This window comes from Sphingobacterium sp. UBA7855 (assembly GCA_002500745.1).
GTDB lineage: Bacteria > Bacteroidota > Bacteroidia > Sphingobacteriales > Sphingobacteriaceae > Sphingobacterium.
Map to the genome: position 1 here is coordinate 20908 of DLST01000012.1, position 19140 is coordinate 40047.

13 protein-coding genes are annotated in these 19140 nt (G+C 43.5%); 3 read left to right on the forward strand and 10 right to left on the reverse strand.

The features are described 5' to 3' along the window. Positions 1-19: 19 nt before the first annotated feature. The 6 genes from B2107_RS10515 to B2107_RS10540 all read right to left on the reverse strand — a co-directional run bounded on the left by B2107_RS10515 (position 20) and on the right by B2107_RS10540 (position 8846). Positions 20-1162 carry a DUF4859 domain-containing protein gene (locus B2107_RS10515; RefSeq protein WP_293955586.1) on the reverse strand — a complete coding sequence of 381 codons (1143 nt, stop codon included), beginning with the start codon at positions 1160-1162 and terminating at the stop codon, positions 20-22. 19 nt (positions 1163-1181) lie between these two features. Then, entirely contained in the window at positions 1182-2657 is a 1476-nt protein-coding gene (locus tag B2107_RS10520) for a RagB/SusD family nutrient uptake outer membrane protein (RefSeq protein WP_293955587.1), read from the reverse strand. A gap of 45 nt (positions 2658-2702) precedes the next feature. Continuing rightward, the gene (locus B2107_RS10525) at positions 2703-5861 is read right to left on the reverse strand and encodes a SusC/RagA family TonB-linked outer membrane protein (protein WP_293955588.1); all 3159 of its coding nucleotides are present in this window, start codon (positions 5859-5861) and stop codon (positions 2703-2705) included. Positions 5862-6258: 397 nt separating this feature from the next. Continuing rightward, the gene (locus B2107_RS10530) at positions 6259-7122 is read right to left on the reverse strand and encodes an AraC family transcriptional regulator (protein ID WP_293955589.1); all 864 of its coding nucleotides are present in this window, start codon (positions 7120-7122) and stop codon (positions 6259-6261) included. A 129-nt stretch (positions 7123-7251) separates the two neighbouring features. Next, a complete protein-coding gene (locus B2107_RS10535; RefSeq protein ID WP_293955590.1) occupies positions 7252-7794 on the reverse strand; it encodes a hypothetical protein in 543 nt (180 codons plus the stop codon). Positions 7795-7886: 92 nt separating this feature from the next. Beyond that, on the reverse strand, positions 7887-8846 hold the full coding sequence (locus B2107_RS10540) for a LytTR family transcriptional regulator DNA-binding domain-containing protein (RefSeq protein WP_293955591.1): 960 nt from the start codon (positions 8844-8846) through the stop codon (positions 7887-7889). Positions 8847-9212: 366 nt separating this feature from the next. Between B2107_RS10540 and B2107_RS10545 the strand changes: the two genes are divergently transcribed. The 3 genes from B2107_RS10545 (at position 9213) to B2107_RS10555 (ending at position 11709) form a co-directional block, all read left to right on the forward strand. Further along, positions 9213-10367 (forward strand): hypothetical protein, encoded by a 1155-nt coding sequence (locus B2107_RS10545; protein ID WP_293955592.1) that lies wholly within the window; start codon positions 9213-9215, stop codon positions 10365-10367. Positions 10368-10644: 277 nt separating this feature from the next. Continuing rightward, complete coding sequence (locus B2107_RS10550; RefSeq protein WP_293955593.1) at positions 10645-11187, forward strand: MauE/DoxX family redox-associated membrane protein; 543 nt, start codon at positions 10645-10647, stop codon at positions 11185-11187. Between the two features lie 180 nt (positions 11188-11367). Then, positions 11368-11709, forward strand: coding sequence for a hypothetical protein (locus tag B2107_RS10555; protein WP_293955594.1), 342 nt, complete (start codon positions 11368-11370; stop codon positions 11707-11709). 45 nt (positions 11710-11754) lie between these two features. Here the strand turns inward: B2107_RS10555 and B2107_RS10560 are convergent, their stop codons facing one another. From B2107_RS10560 to B2107_RS10575, 4 genes are read right to left on the reverse strand one after another with little or no spacing between them, the layout of a single operon-like run. After that, entirely contained in the window at positions 11755-13113 is a 1359-nt protein-coding gene (locus B2107_RS10560; protein WP_293955595.1) for a RagB/SusD family nutrient uptake outer membrane protein, read from the reverse strand. Between the two features lie 10 nt (positions 13114-13123). Next, positions 13124-16318 carry a SusC/RagA family TonB-linked outer membrane protein gene (locus B2107_RS10565; RefSeq protein WP_293955596.1) on the reverse strand — a complete coding sequence of 1065 codons (3195 nt, stop codon included), beginning with the start codon at positions 16316-16318 and terminating at the stop codon, positions 13124-13126. After that, entirely contained in the window at positions 16305-18542 is a 2238-nt protein-coding gene (locus B2107_RS10570) for a TlpA family protein disulfide reductase (RefSeq protein ID WP_293955597.1), read from the reverse strand. The genes B2107_RS10565 and B2107_RS10570 overlap by 14 nt, the downstream gene beginning before the upstream one ends. An 18-nt stretch (positions 18543-18560) precedes the next feature. Next, on the reverse strand, positions 18561-18935 hold the full coding sequence (locus B2107_RS10575; RefSeq protein WP_293955598.1) for a hypothetical protein: 375 nt from the start codon (positions 18933-18935) through the stop codon (positions 18561-18563). Positions 18936-19140 lie beyond the last annotated feature (205 nt).

The window sequence follows — 19140 nt, forward strand, 5'->3', positions numbered from 1 at the left end:
ACCTAGCTGGGTTCATAATTTATTTGATCTTAATGTTGAATACAAAAACAGCATTCAAATCGCCTTTAGTTTTGGACTTGTACACCAGCGATTGGCGGACCGTATAGGTGCTTCCCACTGTTGTTTGTCCCGGATACTGCAAAATATTAAAGGTCATTGTTGCGGTTGCCAGTTCCGATACAATGCGCGCATCTTTGCCCCACGAGCAGGTTTTGCCAGTGGCGTCAAACCAGTGCCCCGGTGCATTGGCCGTACTGTTTGCATTTAGTGTACCATCGGGCTGCACGGCGTAGTAGGTGATATCTTTACCTACCAGCGCAGGTATTGCTCCGCTTTCCACGCCATAAAAGCGCGCTAAACGGGGAAGTAGTACGTCTACTGTGGTACCTGTATAACCCGCTGCATCATATTTGATGCTCAGGTCGTAATTAAAGGTGAGCGTAGAACCCGCTTCCACGATTTTAGGCCCTGTGAGGATACGTGGCGTAAAATCACCGATAAACGTATGGGTATTGGTCAATATATTCAGCGTGGTGCCCGAGGCTGTTTTTATGCCTGTTGTCTGACAGTATATCCGCATATCGGCCTGATCATCTTCTTTTACGGTAACGATACCGTCGGGACTGATCTGATCCGCCTCACCCCGTATTTTGACGTAGTATAAATTATAGACGGGTCCCGAAGACCAAAGCGGTTTGGGTTGCTTTTGCCTATGGTAGACAAATCCACTTATATTGGATGCATTCTTGATTGCCGTATACGCTGTGCTGGCCGTTGCCAGATCGTAAGGCGCATCGTTGTAGATGTATGCCCTGACGGAATCTATTGGGATCTCGCTCAGAAACTGGTCAAAAGAATACTGCGCATTTTCATCCACAAACTTTACCGAGTCTGCCTTTTGCTTAAAATAGCGATTGACCGAATAATCCGACGGTGCCCAAAACGTTTTGGCCTTGTTAATTTCATCCTTCAGTTTAAAATGGTCTATCACCAGCAACAAGGTATCAAACATCCCCGCGGGATGAGCGGCCAGGTAGTCGTAAGTAGACAGATTGACTTCGGCTTTATGGAGACCGTCGTCCGTCAGATAAGCCGCTTTCTTGCAACCGATCACTGTCAGTCCAAAAGCCAGCAGCAACGCTAATCGATATAAGGTTTTCATTTTTTTTAAGTTTAGTGGTTTACATATTGACAGTGCCCCAGTATGGTGTCTGAATGAGTGCAGGATTGGCCGACAATAACGAAGGGTCAAAAGGCCAAAAGTATTTCTTCGCATTAAACTGCGCCTGGTTCATTTTACTCTCCGGAAATTTATAGATGTTAAAATTCTTGTACAACCGCACCAGATCGTAATAGCGATGGCCTTCCAAAAACAGTTCGCGCGCTCGTTCGCTAAAGATGGCCTCTTTAAGCGGTTCTTCGTTTTTATAGACCTGCAGTCCTGCTTGCGTCCGGATCTCATTCAAGATACTTTCAGCAGCACTGTTTTTGCCTGTAGCGGCCAGTCCCTCCGCCATCAGCAGCTTGATGTCTGAATACCGAAAAATGATGATGTTATTTTTAAATATGGCATTGTAATTTGAGGTGTTACCCGAGTACTTTACATTTGCATATTTTGTACACAGTGCATAGTTACCGCTATAAGCCACATCGAATACACTTTGAAAGCGCTTGTCGTTACTGTCTTTAAAAAGCGTTTTAAGGTAATCCTTACTGATTCTTAACATCGGATCTGTAAAATTCCGAAAATAAGGTCCCGCCAGTGAATAGTACCCTATCCCCCTATTGGTCCCTTCGTTTTCACCATTCTGGGCGATCTCGAAGATGCCTTCATTGGATTTTCCCTGATAGATACCGCGGTAGTTGAGGCTGTCCCGTCCCACAAACGAATATTCGCCGCTTTCCAGTACCGTTTTAGCCGCCGCGATACAGTCGGCATATTCGCCTCTCCAGGCACTCAGGTGCGCCTGTAGGGCAAGTGCTGCACCCGTATTTGCACGCGTTGCAAAATCATTTTGGTCGATATTGCTCCATTTCAATAACGTTAGTGCCTTGGTTAAATCTGCCTGACTCTGATCCAGCACATCGCTCTCTTTGCGGGCGGGCAGATTGACCGCATCGATCGGCGCTACAGATTCGGTTATGATGGGTACCGTACCCCATACCCGCGCCATATAGAAATAAGCAAATGCGCGCACAAAATAAGCTTCGCCGATGTAATAATCGCGTACCGACACGTCGTTAAAAACATTTTCGTCCATCTTGGGCAACCTTTGGATCACGCGGTTGGCCTGGTCTATGACCTGATAAAAGATATCATAGCGCCGCAGCTGATACACGGGCCGCCAAGTTTCCAACGCCGGTACGGATATATTGAGCTGCATGTTTACAAGCGGATTAATATCGACATCGGTCGAAGAAGATATTTCGTCCGACAGCAGATCGCCATATACATAATAGGCCATCCCATTGCCCTGGTTTAGGGCCTTCCGCAGTAGCGCATACATGGCATTGGTTGCACTATTGGCATCTTCCTGCGTTTTCCAGAAGTTCTCATCTGTTGCCGAACTCACAGGCTCAATGTCCAGAAACTTGGAGCAGCCCGAAGCGAGATACATGAAAGCACTCAGCACTAAAAACAATATTTTTCTTTTCATCTCTAATTAATTTTAAGCCACCGTTATGCGATGGAACTGACACGATTAAAAGGTAACATCCAGGCCTATAGTCCATTTCTTAGGGATCGGATATCCGTTACCCGTTGAATAACCGTTGGCTTCCACCGCTTCAGGATCTGGCACCGTCGACCAAGACTTAACAGCCACATTATCCACCACCCCATACACGCGGAGCATTTTCAATTTAAGCTTCTTTATGATGGCCTGTGGGAACATATAGCTCAGCTGAATATTTTTGAGGCGTACAAAACTGGCATTCTCCACAAATGTGCTGTTGGCGATGTGCCAATTGTCGACCGTATTGTGAAACAGCGATGGGTATTTGGTCTGATCCCCATCTTTCATCCAGAAGTCGCTGGGGTTAAAATCGCCAGCAATGGCCGAATTGGTACCCCAAGTCGAATACAGGTTAGATGAACCCGCATCCTGCAATTTGTCCGACATATAACCGTTCCATAATGAGCGTCCAAACACAAAGCTCACGAGTGTGGACAAGCTAAAATTCTTATAAGAAAACTGGTTGATAAATCCGCCCACGAGGTCAGGATTCGGATTTCCCATATCAATTTTGTCGTTGTGGTCGATGGTGTAATCTCCATTCACATCCCGGCGGCGCGGATCGCCAGCCTGATATAAATTTCCCCTAAAATGCGTGAGTCTTTTTCCTGTCAAAGGATCTACAGGTACATCTGCAGTGGTCGCATATACGCCATCCACATCCCATACTTTAAACGGGAAAATAGGCTGACCTACGTTCAGTGCACGTTGCATCCATACCGGTCCCACCTGTATTTCCTGCCCACCGCCAGGGAGGCTGGTGACATAGTTTTTATTGTAAGCAATATTGAAATTGGTGGTCCACTGGAATTCCGACGACGGAGCCATATTGCGTGAGATAAGCGTCATTTCTACCCCACTGTTTCTCACACTGATAAAATTATTGGAAACCGTGCTGTATCCTGAGGTCAATGGCATGTTCAGATCGTAAACCAGCTGTTTGGAGTCGCGCACATAAAAATCGGCAGTCACGGTAACGCGATCGTGCAGGAGGTTCATATCAAAACCGGCATTAAATTGCGGCGAGCGCTCCCATCGGATCGTCGGCGAGGTTGCTGCCGCGCCATAATTAGGCGCTACAGTAGGCTTGCCATTATAAGAGAGTACCGAACCACCAATACCATTTTCCAATACCGAGCCAGCGTATGAAGCATCAAAAGTCAGCCCCGTATAGCGTGCGTAGTATGAGCCCGGATCACGTCCGGTAACACCATAGCTACCCCGTATTTTGAAAAAGGATATTGCATTTTTCACCCCCTGGAAAAAGGGCTCTTGCGAAAGCACCCAGCCGGCAGAGATGGACGGGAAAATACCCCAGCGGTTGTCCTTGCTGTAACGCGACGAAGCATCCATCCGGTAACTGGCAGAAAGCAGGTACTTGTCTTTGTAATCGTACCCAAAACGACCGAATACCGATACACGCGAGCGCTCATTGATGGAAGTGGTGGCGTAAAGATCCGGTCCAGAAGGAATACCCGTTACGGTCTTTACATAATTCCCATTGTCGTTATAGCCATACATATAGTTTGCATTGGACGTATTGCGTTCAATACCGGTACCCAACACGGCACTAAAATTATGCGTATCGCGAATGCTCTTGATGTAGTTAAAATAGGTTTCCCATTCCCAGCGTTTATTCTGGTTCACCCAATTCTGAGCATAGTTTCTATTGCCTGTCAGCAGTTTGGGACGAAAAAGATCGCGCGTATTGTTGTTGACATTGAACGAAAACTGCGAGCGCAGGGTCAAGCCATTGATCAGAAATTTCTTCAGCGTTCCGGCAAAGTTACCATTCAGGCTGATCGCGTTATCGCGGTCCATCATGCCATCGTAGCGCCCCGTATAGATCTGTTCGTCCACGTCCGTTATCTGATAGAACGACGAAGGAAAGCCCCAGGTACTAAATGGATATTTGGTATCGTCCCCCGAGCCATGTTTTGCTTTTGTAAAACCTGCGAACAAGTTGGTCTCAAACTGAAAATTGTCTGTCGGATTGGCCTGCAACATGAGGCGCGGCGTCAGGTTTTCATTTTCATAGCCCATCATTACACCCTGCTCATAGTAGCGCTGTGCCGAGAAACGGTATAAAAACTTCTCCATAGTAGCACCAATACTCATATTGACATTGTTGATGTTGGCCGACTGCAGAAAAAGACCCTGCCAATCTGTATTATTGTTAAAGGCAGGGTTTAAACTATCCGTCAACATCGGACTGATCAAGCCATTGTTGAACCAGTCATACGATCCACCCTGATAAAGCAGATTCATCTTTAGCCTACGCTCGGCTGCTCCGACGGTGATGGGCTTCATGGCCGGACGGCTCGAAACCCCGTTGTATGCCGAGATCCTGATTTCGGGTTTCCCCACTGCCGGACGTTTGGTTTTGATGATGATGACCCCATTTGCGGCACGGGCACCATAGATGGCCGATGCCGAGGCATCTTTTAAGATATCGACCGATTCGATATCGTTGGGATTGATAGCCTGCAAGGGGCTTGCATTTCCGTAAGCTGCCTGTATATCGCTCACATCGTAAATAATATTGTCGATGACATACAAGGGAGCCTGTAGCTGATTATCGGCCAAGCCGAGGTTGCTGGTTCCTCGGATATTGACGATGTTATTGGTACCCGGTTCGCCCGATGTACTCAATACTGTCAGACCGGCCACACGTCCCTGCAACATGGCGTCGAAGGTGGCGTAAGGGGTATTTTCAAAATCCTTACCCTTCACGGTAGTGATGGCCCCCGTTGTTTTGCGCCGCTGCACATCCTGATAGCCCATTACAACGACCTCATCGAGCCCCGTCCCATCTTCTTTCATGGTAATCTGAATGGTGTTGTCGCCATCGCGCAGCTGTTTTTCTTGCCGCACATAGCCGAGGGAACTAAAAATCAAGGTTGGATTTGCCGATTTCAGTTTTAAGGTAAATTTCCCATCAGCACTCGTTTTGGTCGCATTGCTGACGCCTTTCTCTAAAACACTGAGATCAGGCAGAGGGGTGCCTTTTTCGTCTTTAACGATCCCCGTGACCGTTCTCTGTTGTTGCGCATACAGCTGTTGACATAGCAACAGCAGCAACATCAAAATACCCGTTAGGCATTTTTTTGGAAGATTTTCATACATAGTCATAATTTCGTTAAGCAGATGTTCAGTTTAGCATACTGGCAATGACACATTAGATCCCTGGGACAAACGCGATCCTTTTCGCAAAAAGGATAGTAGCAGCATGTTAAAAAATTGATTAGTTCTTCTTTCTGTAACAAAAATAGTACTTCGAAATAGTGGATTTCGGTCAAATCTTACCCACTCGTTCTAACATTTTAACAAAAGAAAAAGCTGGGATCCAAGGCGGTGTAGTTGGGGCAAAAAGGGTATAAAAACAATGAATCCGTCTAACTAAGCGATGGATAGATACCTTCGTTAGTTAGACGGATAGGGTTGCGATTAGCAAAGCGCAGCGAAAATGAGGCCGCTGCTGAATACGATAGAATCAAATTGTCAGAAGCGGCTATAAAACCGGCTAATCGTATAAGTAATTTCTGTAGTTGCGCACATATATCTTTGGCGATATGCCCAATATACTGCGAAACACACGATTAAAATTGGTGATGCTATTGAAGCCCGAATCGTAGGCAATCAGCGAGATCGAATCGTGCCGACCCAGCCCCAACAATTTACAGGCTTCGCGGATACGCAGTTCATTCAGGTAGGCAATGAATGTTTTTCCCGTGCAATTTTTAAAATAGCGGCAAAAGGCGTGTGGCGTCAGGTTTGCTTTTTCGGCGATTTCATCCAAACTGATATCCTCTTTAAAGTGCTCTTCCAAAAATTGACATAATTTCTCTATCCGGAACGGTTTGGAGATCTCTCTTTTGGGCAATTGTACACCCGAAAGCGGCTCCAGTTCGGTGAATACTTTGCTGAGCGTTTTTAATAAATAAAAGAAATTGACGAGCTGATCTAAGAAATCAGACTTTTGCAGGACTTCGATGTATTGAGATACCTCTGCATGAAGTTTGGGTGGAACCCTAAATCCGCGCTGGCATTTATGCACAAAATCGAGCAGGTTTCGGAGTTCGGGCATCGTCGCCATGGTAGACAACGCACCTTTGGTGCTAAAGAATAAAGAGATCGAGCGCACATGGTCGCCTGCAAAGAAACTTTTAAAAACATGGGCCTGGTTTGTTCCCAATAGAAAAATGTCTCCCGGCTGAAATTCATGTACATTATCGTCCACCAGTAGCTGGCCGATACCTTCCTTGATCCAGATTAATTGATATTCTTCATGACGATGCATGTATGGATAAAATTTATCCAGCACATCTTCTTGAATATAGATAGATTTGTCCTGAGGGGCAGGAACCTTAAATTGAACTGGCTTCATAACAAGTTAGATTAGTTAAATGTCAATATGACATTAAATATAAACAAGCCAATTCACTGTTGCAATACCTGAACCAAAGATGTTAAAATACGGTGATAATTGGTTACAATTTGCACATAATTTTAAAGTTTACCGCCCAGCGAGTTTTATCTTTCCATCATCGCCAAAATCCGCGCTATCCACTACCCTTTTAAGATTGAGCTGCTTTATAGACAAGCCTTCCTGCAGGGGTATACCCGCAGTATTTACCTTAAATAAGGGATAAGATAGTGGCTTTTCAGCCCATTCCAACACAAAATGGTAGCCATCTACAATCTTCTGCTGATCATCGGTTTTAAGGATTAAAATATTATGGAAAGTTTGCTCCGGTTTGGCAGGATCACTATTCGTTGATATACCCCGGGCTTTATAAGTGGCAATAAACTTATAATAGTGATACTTCCCATTGACCGGATTAAATATTAATTCCCGACTATTATTTTCCGAAATCAGGTCCGAAAAAGACTGCTCAAAATTGTCCAGTAATTTGTAATTAAAATCGGTATTGAGCTTATTGGCGACCATGACATACGTCTTTGCATCTTTACCGGCGCTATTGCCCTGCGTTTGACTTTGTGCGTGCACCGAATAGCCATAGAAACAGGATAACAATACAATTATTAAATACTTCATACGCTAAAATATTAAATTTTGGGCAGTATTTGCCCAACTGATGATTAAATAGACATTTCTACAACAATAGATACCTCCATTACAAACCTTCTTCATTCAGCCGACATCTCAAACCAGCGCTTAAAATCAGCAGCATCATACCGGCTAACCAATACATCTTCTTGCTGGGCGAAAGTATCTTTTAAGTCGATCGTCAGCACCCCATTGGCTGAAGGCTTGTATCCTTGTATAATACTCCGATTGACAATAAAACGCCGGTACATCAGATAGTATTGATCGTGATCAAGTACTTTCATCAGGTTGTCGAGACTATAGTTGTGGGTATACTCGCGGCTTCCGTTTAAAGTAAGCAGCCTTTTGTCATCTGCCGAACTTTTGATAAGCGCAATCCCATGCAGCGGCACGTAATTATCTTCGTAACCATACTTTACTTTGAGACAGGAATCAAGACTAACCGCATCCGAAATATCGTCTATCCTTTCGGCCTCCGCTTTCAGCTGCTGCTCTTCGTAGGTAACAATCATTTCCCGGAGGACTGTTTTCTCAATTTCGGCCTCTAAGTATTGATCTTTTACAAATCGGGCAAACCGCATCACATATATCACCATAAAGAGCAGATTCAAGATGAACATAAACAAAAACAGAAAACCAAATTGGTTGAACATGTAGCGCATAGCGCCCCGCCAACCTTCTTCGTTCAATGGTAAAAACACCAGTATGGCGAAAGTTACCGTAAGCAACGAAGACAATACCAATCCGTAGAGAACCTGCCTGATCAGCCTAGGCTTAAAGTCGGTAAGCCAAGAGAGTTTGCCATCCAGGTACTTGTTAAAAATATGCATACTGATAAACACCGCCATCGCGATGCCTGCGGAAAGAAGCCAGTATAGATAAAATTTCGGTGCCGAATACCGCGCATCGAAAACAAGAAATGTGCCCGGCGAACAAAAAAAATTACCCAATATCATCGCCAAAAGTAGCTGGAGCCTAATCGGCAAATAATTGACATGGATCTCGGAATGAAAGGTTTCGATAAGCTTTTTAGTCTGCATAAAAATTGAGGAATTGGTTAAGGCAAACTAAAATAACTATTTTATCAAATAAAAAAACAAAACAGCCTAGCATTCTTCGGCAGCATTGCATAAATACGGCCTTATTTCTCTATAAAAATGCAATTCAGGCTACCATTCATCCTATAATTATATTTTTATACCGTGCTAAAAAACACTTCCTAGGCAACGCTAAAGCAAGATTTAAACATTTGTTCTATACCATTCATTCCGATACCAAAATTTTACCTTGCCTTCGAGGAAATACCTTGCTAATTTTATAATAGCATAATTAATTATTGAATGAACACTTACAGCAATGCCATTTGGTTCAGGCCGAATGACCATGTATCCTAAAAAAAATAAGTTATGATCCGATCGTTGAACCAACTGGAAGATGCCATTCTTGCTTATGGCATACTGCAGGATAGCCCGAATGGGAAGTATATACCAAGCGACGAAGCGATTGTCAGCGCCTGCGATGCACTGATACGCGATTCAGAAGAGCTTTATATCAGTCATGCGAAATCGCGCATGGCCAAAGAATCTTTTCGCCGCTATTATACCAAATTCAGGCTGCTATTTGACAAGCTCTATCTGTACAAGGCCCAGCAGCCGGATGATACCATTAAAAAACTGCACGAGAGTATTAGCCAGAGCATTCAGCGCTTTAAAGAGCATATGAATCCGTCGGAAGAGCTGCCCGTATACCACCAACAGCTGCTCAAATCGGGCAGTCTCGCAAAACTTGCTCAATTATCGGTGCACTTACAGGCCAAGCAGCTCGACGAAAAATACCTTTTAGAAATCCAATATGGTCTAAATAGCCTGTTTGACGAGCATAAGCCGCCCAAGCTCCTGTACTACCATGTCGAATGGTTGGAAACTTTCCTGTCGGCGCTAGAAAGCCTTGCCCATGATAAACGTGTGAAGCATTACGCCAAACGTTTTATTGAGTTACTGATCCGCTACAACTTTAACTATCTCGGCTTATGCAACCGGTGGCATGAACAGCTCGAAGGGCAGATCGATGTGCTCCCCCGCTCGGAAAAGCTGTCTACACTGCTGCTTATGGACAAAGAAATTACCCATTATCACCCCCTGCCGATGCTTTATTACGACATTGAGCAACCTCATCTCAAAACAATGATGCATGAATACATTTGGGCCGAACTGGATTATCTTGAAAAACTGTCGAAACTGGAATCGGTAGAAAATAATTACCGCCCCGAGATTCCCGCATCTTCCAATGGGATCCATACGACGCTGACGGGCGAGGGCCTTACCTGCCTATTCCACTATTGCAGTAAAGTGGGCCTGTTTAAAAATAAGCATAAAAGTGATGCAGCCGTTGGCGTAGCGCAGCATACCGTTACCGATCGCGGCAACCGCATCACGGCCAATCAGCTGGCTAAATTTAACAAATTTGAACATATACTCAGCCTCTATATCATCGAAGATAAGCTTAAAGAAATGCTGCATTTCATAAAAAACGACATTGAAGAAGTGGAGCGAAGAAAATAATGGCCTTTTCATAAAAACTTGGGGGATTCCACTTTATCCCCCTTCAGTGCCGGTCCCTCCTAAATAGCCTATTGTCCCCAAAAACAGCTCGTTGCATCCTTTGCATGCGCTGTTCCCTCTGCTCTCGGTTGTGATAGAAGTAACACCATTATATCCCCAATTACCTCATCCACCATTGCCCCAGCTGCTTTAAAGGCGGTTTGCTTGGCGAAATCCTTCTATGTAAGATTGCTGCTTATTGTCTTTTCTTTGCTTTAAGACTTACACAGTATGCACCATGAAAGCGAAAAAGATTACCTATCAGATCATCGTCATTACATTGATGGCACTTTGGATCCCGATCAGTCTGGACAAGTTTATCGACTATGAACTGTTCAAGTCTGCGATGATACAACAGCCGTTTAGTGACCGTCTGGGAATTTTACTTGCCCATACCTTACCTACGATTGAGCTTACGGTGGGTCTACTGTTTATCGTACCCAAGATGAGAGTTTGGGCATTTGGACTCTCTGCATTGCTGATGGTCGTTTTTGTGGCCTATGTAAGCCTGGCAATTTTAAATGTATGGGGCAAAATCCCCTGCGGATGCGGCCTTGTATTCCATCACGTGGGCTGGACGGCGCACCTGTGGCTCAATATCGGATTTTTACTGATCAGCCTAATTGGCTTGTACCTGGAGTTATCCGTGTTTAGAAATTATGGTTCAAAAAATAGCCATAATAGCCATAGTGGGGCGCATCATCCCCTACGTATAGCGATAAATTCAGAAGCTCAAGATATCATGAAATTGAAAACCAGTGCTAGGTTAAAAAAAGAATAGTGTACCCGATTAACAGCGGAACTTGGATTCGAGGCTAATCCAGGTGAAGGGCGCGTCTGCCAAAAGACACTTATGGTGTTCCAGCGCTGCTGTCGATGGCTACGTACAGAAAACCGACGCAGCGAAGGAATAAAAAAGAAATTTAAAAAACTAAAGTAAAAAAACTCAAAAATTAAAGACATGAGAAAATCAGCTAATTTTATTAAAAAACACGGTTTGGCCGTATTTGCCATGGCACTTTTAGTAGGTTATGGAGGTTTTAGTTATGCAAAATCGATGTTCAGTACGCCTTGGTATCAAATTACAAGTATGGCATCTAATCCGAACGACGACCAATTGGGAAGTGCAACACCTGATCCCACATCGGGCGGTGAATGTGATTTCGAAGAAAAGAATACACGCTGTAACGTACAATTCAACAATCCGAACAATCACGATCTGTCAAACAAAACTGTCGCTCAAGCCTTGGCTTTATCTGGTGTAAGCATCAATGATTACACGTACAGAGACAATCCAAACTAATAATTTATACCTGTCAGCCAGCCCTATTTAGGGCTGGCTGATATTTTAAGGGTTTTGTTCAATATTGCTTTTTAGCATCACATCTTTAGGGATGGGAAAAATATATCGGGTACTATTCGGCAGTAATTCATATTCCTTATCGTTTACCCTCCGCTTTAGTAGCATCGCATGATCTTCCTCTCTATTCAAGCGCCTTAAATCAGACCACCTTATTCCTCTTAACAACAATTCTTTCTGTCGTTCCAACAAAACCAGTTGTAATGCCTGCTTTTGAGATGTACTTGCTATCGGCTGAAATTTTCCAGAAACAAACCGCTTAGATAGCAACTGGTTGAGTACATTAATTCCTTGGTCAGATTGCCCCAACCTAATTGCGCATTCAGCTTCATTGAGCAACAATTCATCCCAAGCATATCCGGCAAAATGGTTTACATTTCCTAGATAGGAACCTTTGTAAAGAATATTACCTTTAGCATCCTTTTCAAAAAATAGTTTTTTTCGCAGGTCATTATCATCATAACTGTTATAAAACTCAATGGGTATTAACAGTTTTGTTTTACTGGAAAAATTTGAGCTATTTGATCCGTCAATATAGATTAGTTCTTGATTTCCATTGCCATAGGTAGGAAAGGGATATGCTTTTGTGCCCGATACCGTATTATAGTCGAGTACAACCCCACCAATAGCTCTGGCCTTGGCGGCACAATCGAAAGCATTTTTGTAGTCACCCAGCTGCATATAGCACCGTATCAATAACAGGTATGCTGCCACTTTGCTGGGCGAATACATGTCTACACTTCTGTCAGGCAACATCCCTATGGTCAACAGCAGATCGCTGATGATCTGATTATAGGTCTGTGTTACCGTAGAACGTGTTGTCATTAAGTTAATATCGCTCTCTAATTTGAGCGGTATCCCAAATCTATCCCATTCTGGTATACCTGCAGGTGCAGCAAACTGTTGGGCAATACTAAAAAAAGCATCCGAGCGAATGAACAATGCGCTCCCCTTTATACGGTTGTAGTCTGCATTTTGAACAGGAGCTTGCATCTGATCTAATCTTTCTAGTATCACGTTGGCGTAGAGGACACGCTTATAAAGGTTGTTCCAATCGGGCACATTCTCTTGCGTATTCAATATTTCTTCAGACCAATTGTAAGCAAATTTTTGCAGCTGTGAGCTCGCCAAATTCCAGGTGTTATCCTCCACATAAAACTCACCTGCCGCGATCGTACCCAACGACTTACCTGCTCCGACATTGATGGTCGAATAATCATTCAATAATGCATCCAAATCTTCCAACGATTGCGGGATTACTTGAGACTTGTCCCTCTTCAGTTCCAGAAAATTAGGGTTACAGCCCACTAAAAAAAGCAGTACAGCCATTATCATATTTCTTTTCATATTCATCGTATTAAAGGTTAATCTGAAAACCCATAATCCATGTCCTCGGATTAGGATAAGTAACATTTGGCATGTCGGGAATTAGCCCCAGAGCATTAGCGCGATAGATCCATGCGACATTCCTGACTGTTGCAAACAGCCGACATTCTTTATTTTTTAAAAAGCCTGGAAATGTACGGTAGGAAAACTGTAAATCGGCCAATCTCAGGAAATCCCCCTTTTCATACATCAATGCTGAATTAACATAGAGCTCATCGCGGCTGATGTTTTTATCTACAGGAAATACCGGTACAGACGTGGTCTTTTCATCACCCGGCAGCTGCCACCTTTTTAAATAATCCGTATGTCCTACTCCACTGTTGAACAATTGACTATAATTGATCGTGCTACGCCTAAAATAAAAGCCAAATTTATAATCCACACTCGCGCTTAGGGAAAAGTTTCCATAAGAAAACGTATTCCTAAACACCCCTGCATAGGGCGGAAATTTCATACCCATATCTGCGAGGTCATCTATTTTTGCATTATTCATATATGCCACATAGTCCTTCGTCCCATCCGGGGCTAAGAGTTCGCCCGTCTCGGGATCTAGTCCACCCGATTGCCATGCATAATTCAGGTCGAGGCTCTTACCGACAATAGGAATAGGTGTCGAAACCATTGTGGACATGGTCACATTTGAGTTTGCCATATAATCAAGTACCTTGTTTGCTGTATAGCTGAATGAGAGCGAGCCATTCCATTTTAGACGATTTTTACCCAAATTGGCATTCACCGTCAGATCCACACCCTCTGTACGAAGCTTTGCATAGTTCATCAAGTTAGTAATCTGATAGAAACCAGTTTTTTCAAAAATACCAGTTGTTGGATCCATAAAATTAACCCCTATCAGATCACTTGCATTTTTCTGATAGTACTCTACAGAACCGGAAAGCAAATTATGAAACAGTCCAAAATCTAGTCCGATATTGACCATCCGCACTTTCTCCCAACGCAATCCCGGATTGCCAACACTTTTTAGTTGAGCATAGCTTTTTTGCGTAACAAAATTGACATCACTGAAAAACGACGTAATTGGATAAACACTAACGGTGTTATTGACGTTGCCGCTTACCCCATACGTTGTTCTGAACTTTAGGCTATTTATCCAGTCTGCTTTCATCCAGTCGAAACGATCCAGATTAATTGCACTACCTACAGACCAAAGCGGTACTCCTTTCTGATTCGTCTTTACACCGAAAAGGTTTGAGGCGTCCCAACGCAGGCTAGCGGTGAGCGACAGCTTGGCGTCATACGTATAGGCACCATTGAAAAAATACGATAAAAATCGATCTGTCAGTGAAACCATCCCTGTTGGAGGAGATGGTACCGTCGCTGAACCGAGCGGCCTCAGTGGATAAAATGTGGCATAATCCAGATTTGATTGCGCTGTCAATACCGCATCGTTGTAGCCATACAGTCTATACCCGGGGTTGGAGAAACTTTTTGTCTCGCGAAGCTCTGCTCCTGCAATGGCATTGACCGCATTCTTCTCGCTATATTGCCGATTAAAATCCAACTGGATTCTTCCAGACTGGGATGATAGTTCATTATTAAACCCTTCTTTGATGGCTCCCTCAGGAATGATGCGTTTCAGATCGGGTTGCGTGTACTGATTGACAAGATTCCGGACGTAATACGAGTCAGCATCATATACATTGGTTTGATCTGTACGGAGCCGTTGATTTTGATATTTAATAGAAAGCTTCAAGCCATCCAAGATTGTATAACCCACCCCCAAGTTGATCAAAAGATCTTTTGTATTGGATCGTCTGTCTCTAAGTTTGGTCTCGTTTAGCGGTACATAGTTCCAGTCCAGGAGACCATTGACTACGGCCTGATCGACGTAATCTTTGGCATATCGTCCTGTAACGGAAATAGGAAAGCCATTTTCATCGACCAATACGGTATAATTTGGGAGTTCCCTGCTCCCGACCTTTAGTCCCTGCAATGTCAAACCGTTATTCTTTGCTTCCATCCAGGCATAATTAAGTCCAAAGGAAAGATCTAAATCTTTTGTCAGTTTGATCTGGTTGCGGAGGCTGAGAGTATTTCTCTTATTGTTGTTGCCCTTTACATTGGAATCGTTCTTGGAAAAAGATGAAGAGAGCCAATAACTATAGATAGATCCACCGCCATTTAGCGCCAGATCATATTGTTGCAACAGCGCGGGTCTATAGAGATACTTGCTCGCATGCTTTCTAAGATCGTGCTGTGCAAGCCAATTCCTTTTCTCAACAAACTCCTTTTCCGAAATGGCGTTGTTTTTACGATCCATTAACAAAGTGATATATTCTGGCAACGCTGAATAATCCGAAGCATCAAAATTATCCAGTTCAAAGAGCTTATCTTCTACATCAAGCATGGAAGCCGAAGGAAGATAATCACGGGAATACAAAAGATCAGGACGCTGCGACAACTGCCATGTACTGCCAAATACAAGATTATTAGATTGCGCAAACTTTCCCTTCTTGGTCGTAATGACGATTACGCCATTCCCTGCTCTCGCCCCCCAGATGGATGCCGCTGAGGCATCTTTCAGTAAAGTGATGGATTCGACATCGTTTGGATTAATCGAATTCAATGAACCCTCGTACGGAAAGTTATCCAAAATAATCAATGGTTCAGTCTGAGAATTGATCGTACTCAGCCCGCGCAGCCGCAGCTTAGGATCTGTTGAGAATTCGCCTGAATTAATTGACCGGTCAAACTGTAATACCGAGCTTATCCCTTCGAGTCGCTCAATAATATTCGGATCGGGATTGCGATTCAGCAAATCACTGTTGATCATCTCAAAAGAGCCCGTTGCACGCTCCTTTGGAATACGATAATATCCTGTAGAGACTTCCACTTCTTGAAGCACGTTAACCCTTTCCTTTAAGACTATTTCAAAAAAACGACTTTTACCGGGGTCGATAAAAATGCGCTGAGTTATTTTTCCGGTTCGGGTTACCATTAAAGTATCAGGCCTGACCAAAGCAAATTCGAATTTTCCGAGCTCATCAGCCCGTATCAATCTCCCTGTTCCAACAAGTCTCAAGCTTACATGACCGAGTCCGTTTCCCGCTTCATCTTTTACGATGCCACTCACCATTTGCTGCCCATAAGCATGCCCTAAAGTCCATATTCCAACTATGAACACAAACAAACATCTACAGATTTTCATGGCCTTTGGAATTTGAATGATCAACGGACTGACTTATGTGCAAATAAGGGGTTGGTTTCTCCTCGATGACGATCTGTAAACCATATTGCTTCAGTAGATTTTGAATATTTCCAAACTTTTGCTCTTGTGCTAGCGCAATAGGAAAAGAAAATTTAGCCGGAAAATCAGGTGCTATTCCTGTCCGATCCCAGATCCTATATTCTGTCAATTCCAACGACTTTAAATTTTTGAGTGCATTCTCGATGAATAACTTAAAATGCGGTTGGTCGCCAAAAGGGACAGCATAGTTTTCGTAACCCTTCTTTGGCGGACGCTGTAGCGTTCGTGACAATCTGATTTCCGCTTGTTTGATGGTATTCAGCGGGATTAAAATCGGGTAGCGTCTCATTTCACCGTATTGCACGTTTGCTTTCAGCCCAAATTTGCCTTCAATCTGAGCAGCCAGTAACTTTTGCATTTTTATTCTTGCCCCATTGATGCCACTGTCTCTCGGGACGCGCACCATAATGCTAAAATAATGCTGCCGCTTCCAATCTTCCAACTGCTTATCTTTGTAGAGATCGCCCGTCCAAGTTTCCTTTGGTCTACTTTCTTCCAGATATGAAGTAAAATCACCTCCGACATTCCATCTAATCGCGCTCTTTTTGCTTTGGTACGGATATATTTGGTCTTTATAAGCTTCTCGATAAATACGATCTATGGTTGAATTAATGGCATACAGTGATAACGAATCTCTGGTCTTAAATACGTTAAAATTTGTTGCAGTATAGCCTGAAATATATCCAACCAATTTACTGTCCTGGCTATCGTAAATAACATGATCAGGTAATCCATTATCCTTAGTAAAAAGCGTCGTGTTCGTATCGATTAGCTTAACCTCTGTTTTATTGAAGACTTCAAACTTACTATCGTTTAAAACTGCATTGATATTCGCTGTATTGGCATACCCCGCTTTTGGGGTTGCTATGACACGGCCATCTTTGATCCATACCATAAACGGTAACGCTTGGTGAGAAAATCGAGTTGTGAGGAAGCTATCTTCATAGATTGATTGGTAATCCCACTTAAAATAATTTAGTGTTTTCGATATATCTTTCAATCCAATGGTAGTGACAGGTATGACGACAACTTTATCTTGATCCCAGTTTTTTTTGAGTGAATCAAGCTTTTTTAAGGAGCCTAAGCAAGGGCTACACCATGGAGCCCAGAATTCTAATATAATTAGCTTATTTTTATGCACCGAAAGATCGGCCTGTGATACGGCTTTGGAGCTCCAGTCGACAGTTTTGTGCACGTAAGTATAAAAATCATCGCCGACAGGATCACCTACTTTCAAAGTTTGGATCTCGGATGGCCCATCGGCCCCGCTGTCCTTGCGGGGCGTCTGAGCCGATAAACTAAACATAGAAACTAAACATAAAAACAAGCATGTCAAAATGATGCGATAGGCAGGCTTATAGTCTGCAACAGATAGAAAGCATTTTAAAGCCTGCTGAGCAACCAATTTACTTGATACAAGCAAAGTGTTGCGTTGCGATGAAAGAGAGGCACAAGCCGCCTTAAAAGACCTTAAAACAGATCGCTTAGATTCAACTGTATTGGTTGACACAGGATCTACTATTAATTTTTCAACCAATACCTGCTCAATAGGTAACCAATTCCCCCCTTTCTCCCAGCGTTGCTCGAATTTTCTTCGGGTGGGCTTCGGGTCTCCTTCGGATAAAATACGAGTAACGGCAAAGCAAAAGCCGAGGCCGACCACATGAAAGGCAGGAATTGGGGCGAAGTTGGTCAGGAAAAAGTTCCTAGAAGGTGATACCTCTCCCCCTAGTCGGCTGGCCTTCGGCTGGGCTTTGGGATTTCTTCGGGGCATGGTCGAGGCATGTTCGGGGGCTCTTCGACTCGGCTTCGGCAGGGCTTCGACAGCGCTTCGGGTAGGAGTCGAAGCGCAGTCGAACAACAGTCGAAGCGTTCCCGAAGAAGAGTCGACGTTGGTACGAAGCAGTGTCGAACGATCCTCAAACAAAAGCCGAAGACCTCCCGAGGAAACAGCTGTTTTAATTTGATTTTGAATTTCACTGCTATAGCGCTTTTTTAGTCTAACATGCTTACGCAACAGTTGCGTAAGTCGCGCTATAACTGCACTTAAGCAGTGCTTCACAGGAACTTTAAATATATAGATTATACAGCCCATTACAAAGGCTAAAAACTTCAGGATATTCATTATTTAGTTTATTAGTGGTTACTTCGATAACCTACTGAAGAACTCGGCGATTTCTCTGCTCAATTCGATCTCTCTTTTGATGCGCAATTTAGCTTCTGCTGACAGTTGCATTTTACTAGGATCAATATGACGATAATTGGCAACACAGTATGCGATCAATACGCGGTACAATGCAGTTGCAAATTCCTGCATTTTTACATCTTCAAGGAGTTTATTTTCTTCTAAACCACCATCGAGATACGTGCTCAAAAGTTGCAATATATTAGCAGATATAGTCTCTAGCGCATAGTGATTCCAAAAAGATTCAATCTCCTTTATAGGATCATAATCGACCTTATGGACATCAAAAATTATCAAGTCAAAAGCAAGTTGTAGCGCTAAAATCCTGTTCATTTTTCAGTAAATCTTCGTAACCGAAAGTACATAGCATCCCCTCTCCGATCGAAATCAGCTTTTTATTGGGAGCCTGATGTTACTCAGTTCACATTAGTAATAATTAATTCATTCTGGAAGCCAGAACGCGTTTGAATGAGGGGTCACAAAGGTGTATAATATTGGCGTTACGCGTTCCATGGCAAGAGAAACCAAATCTAATTTG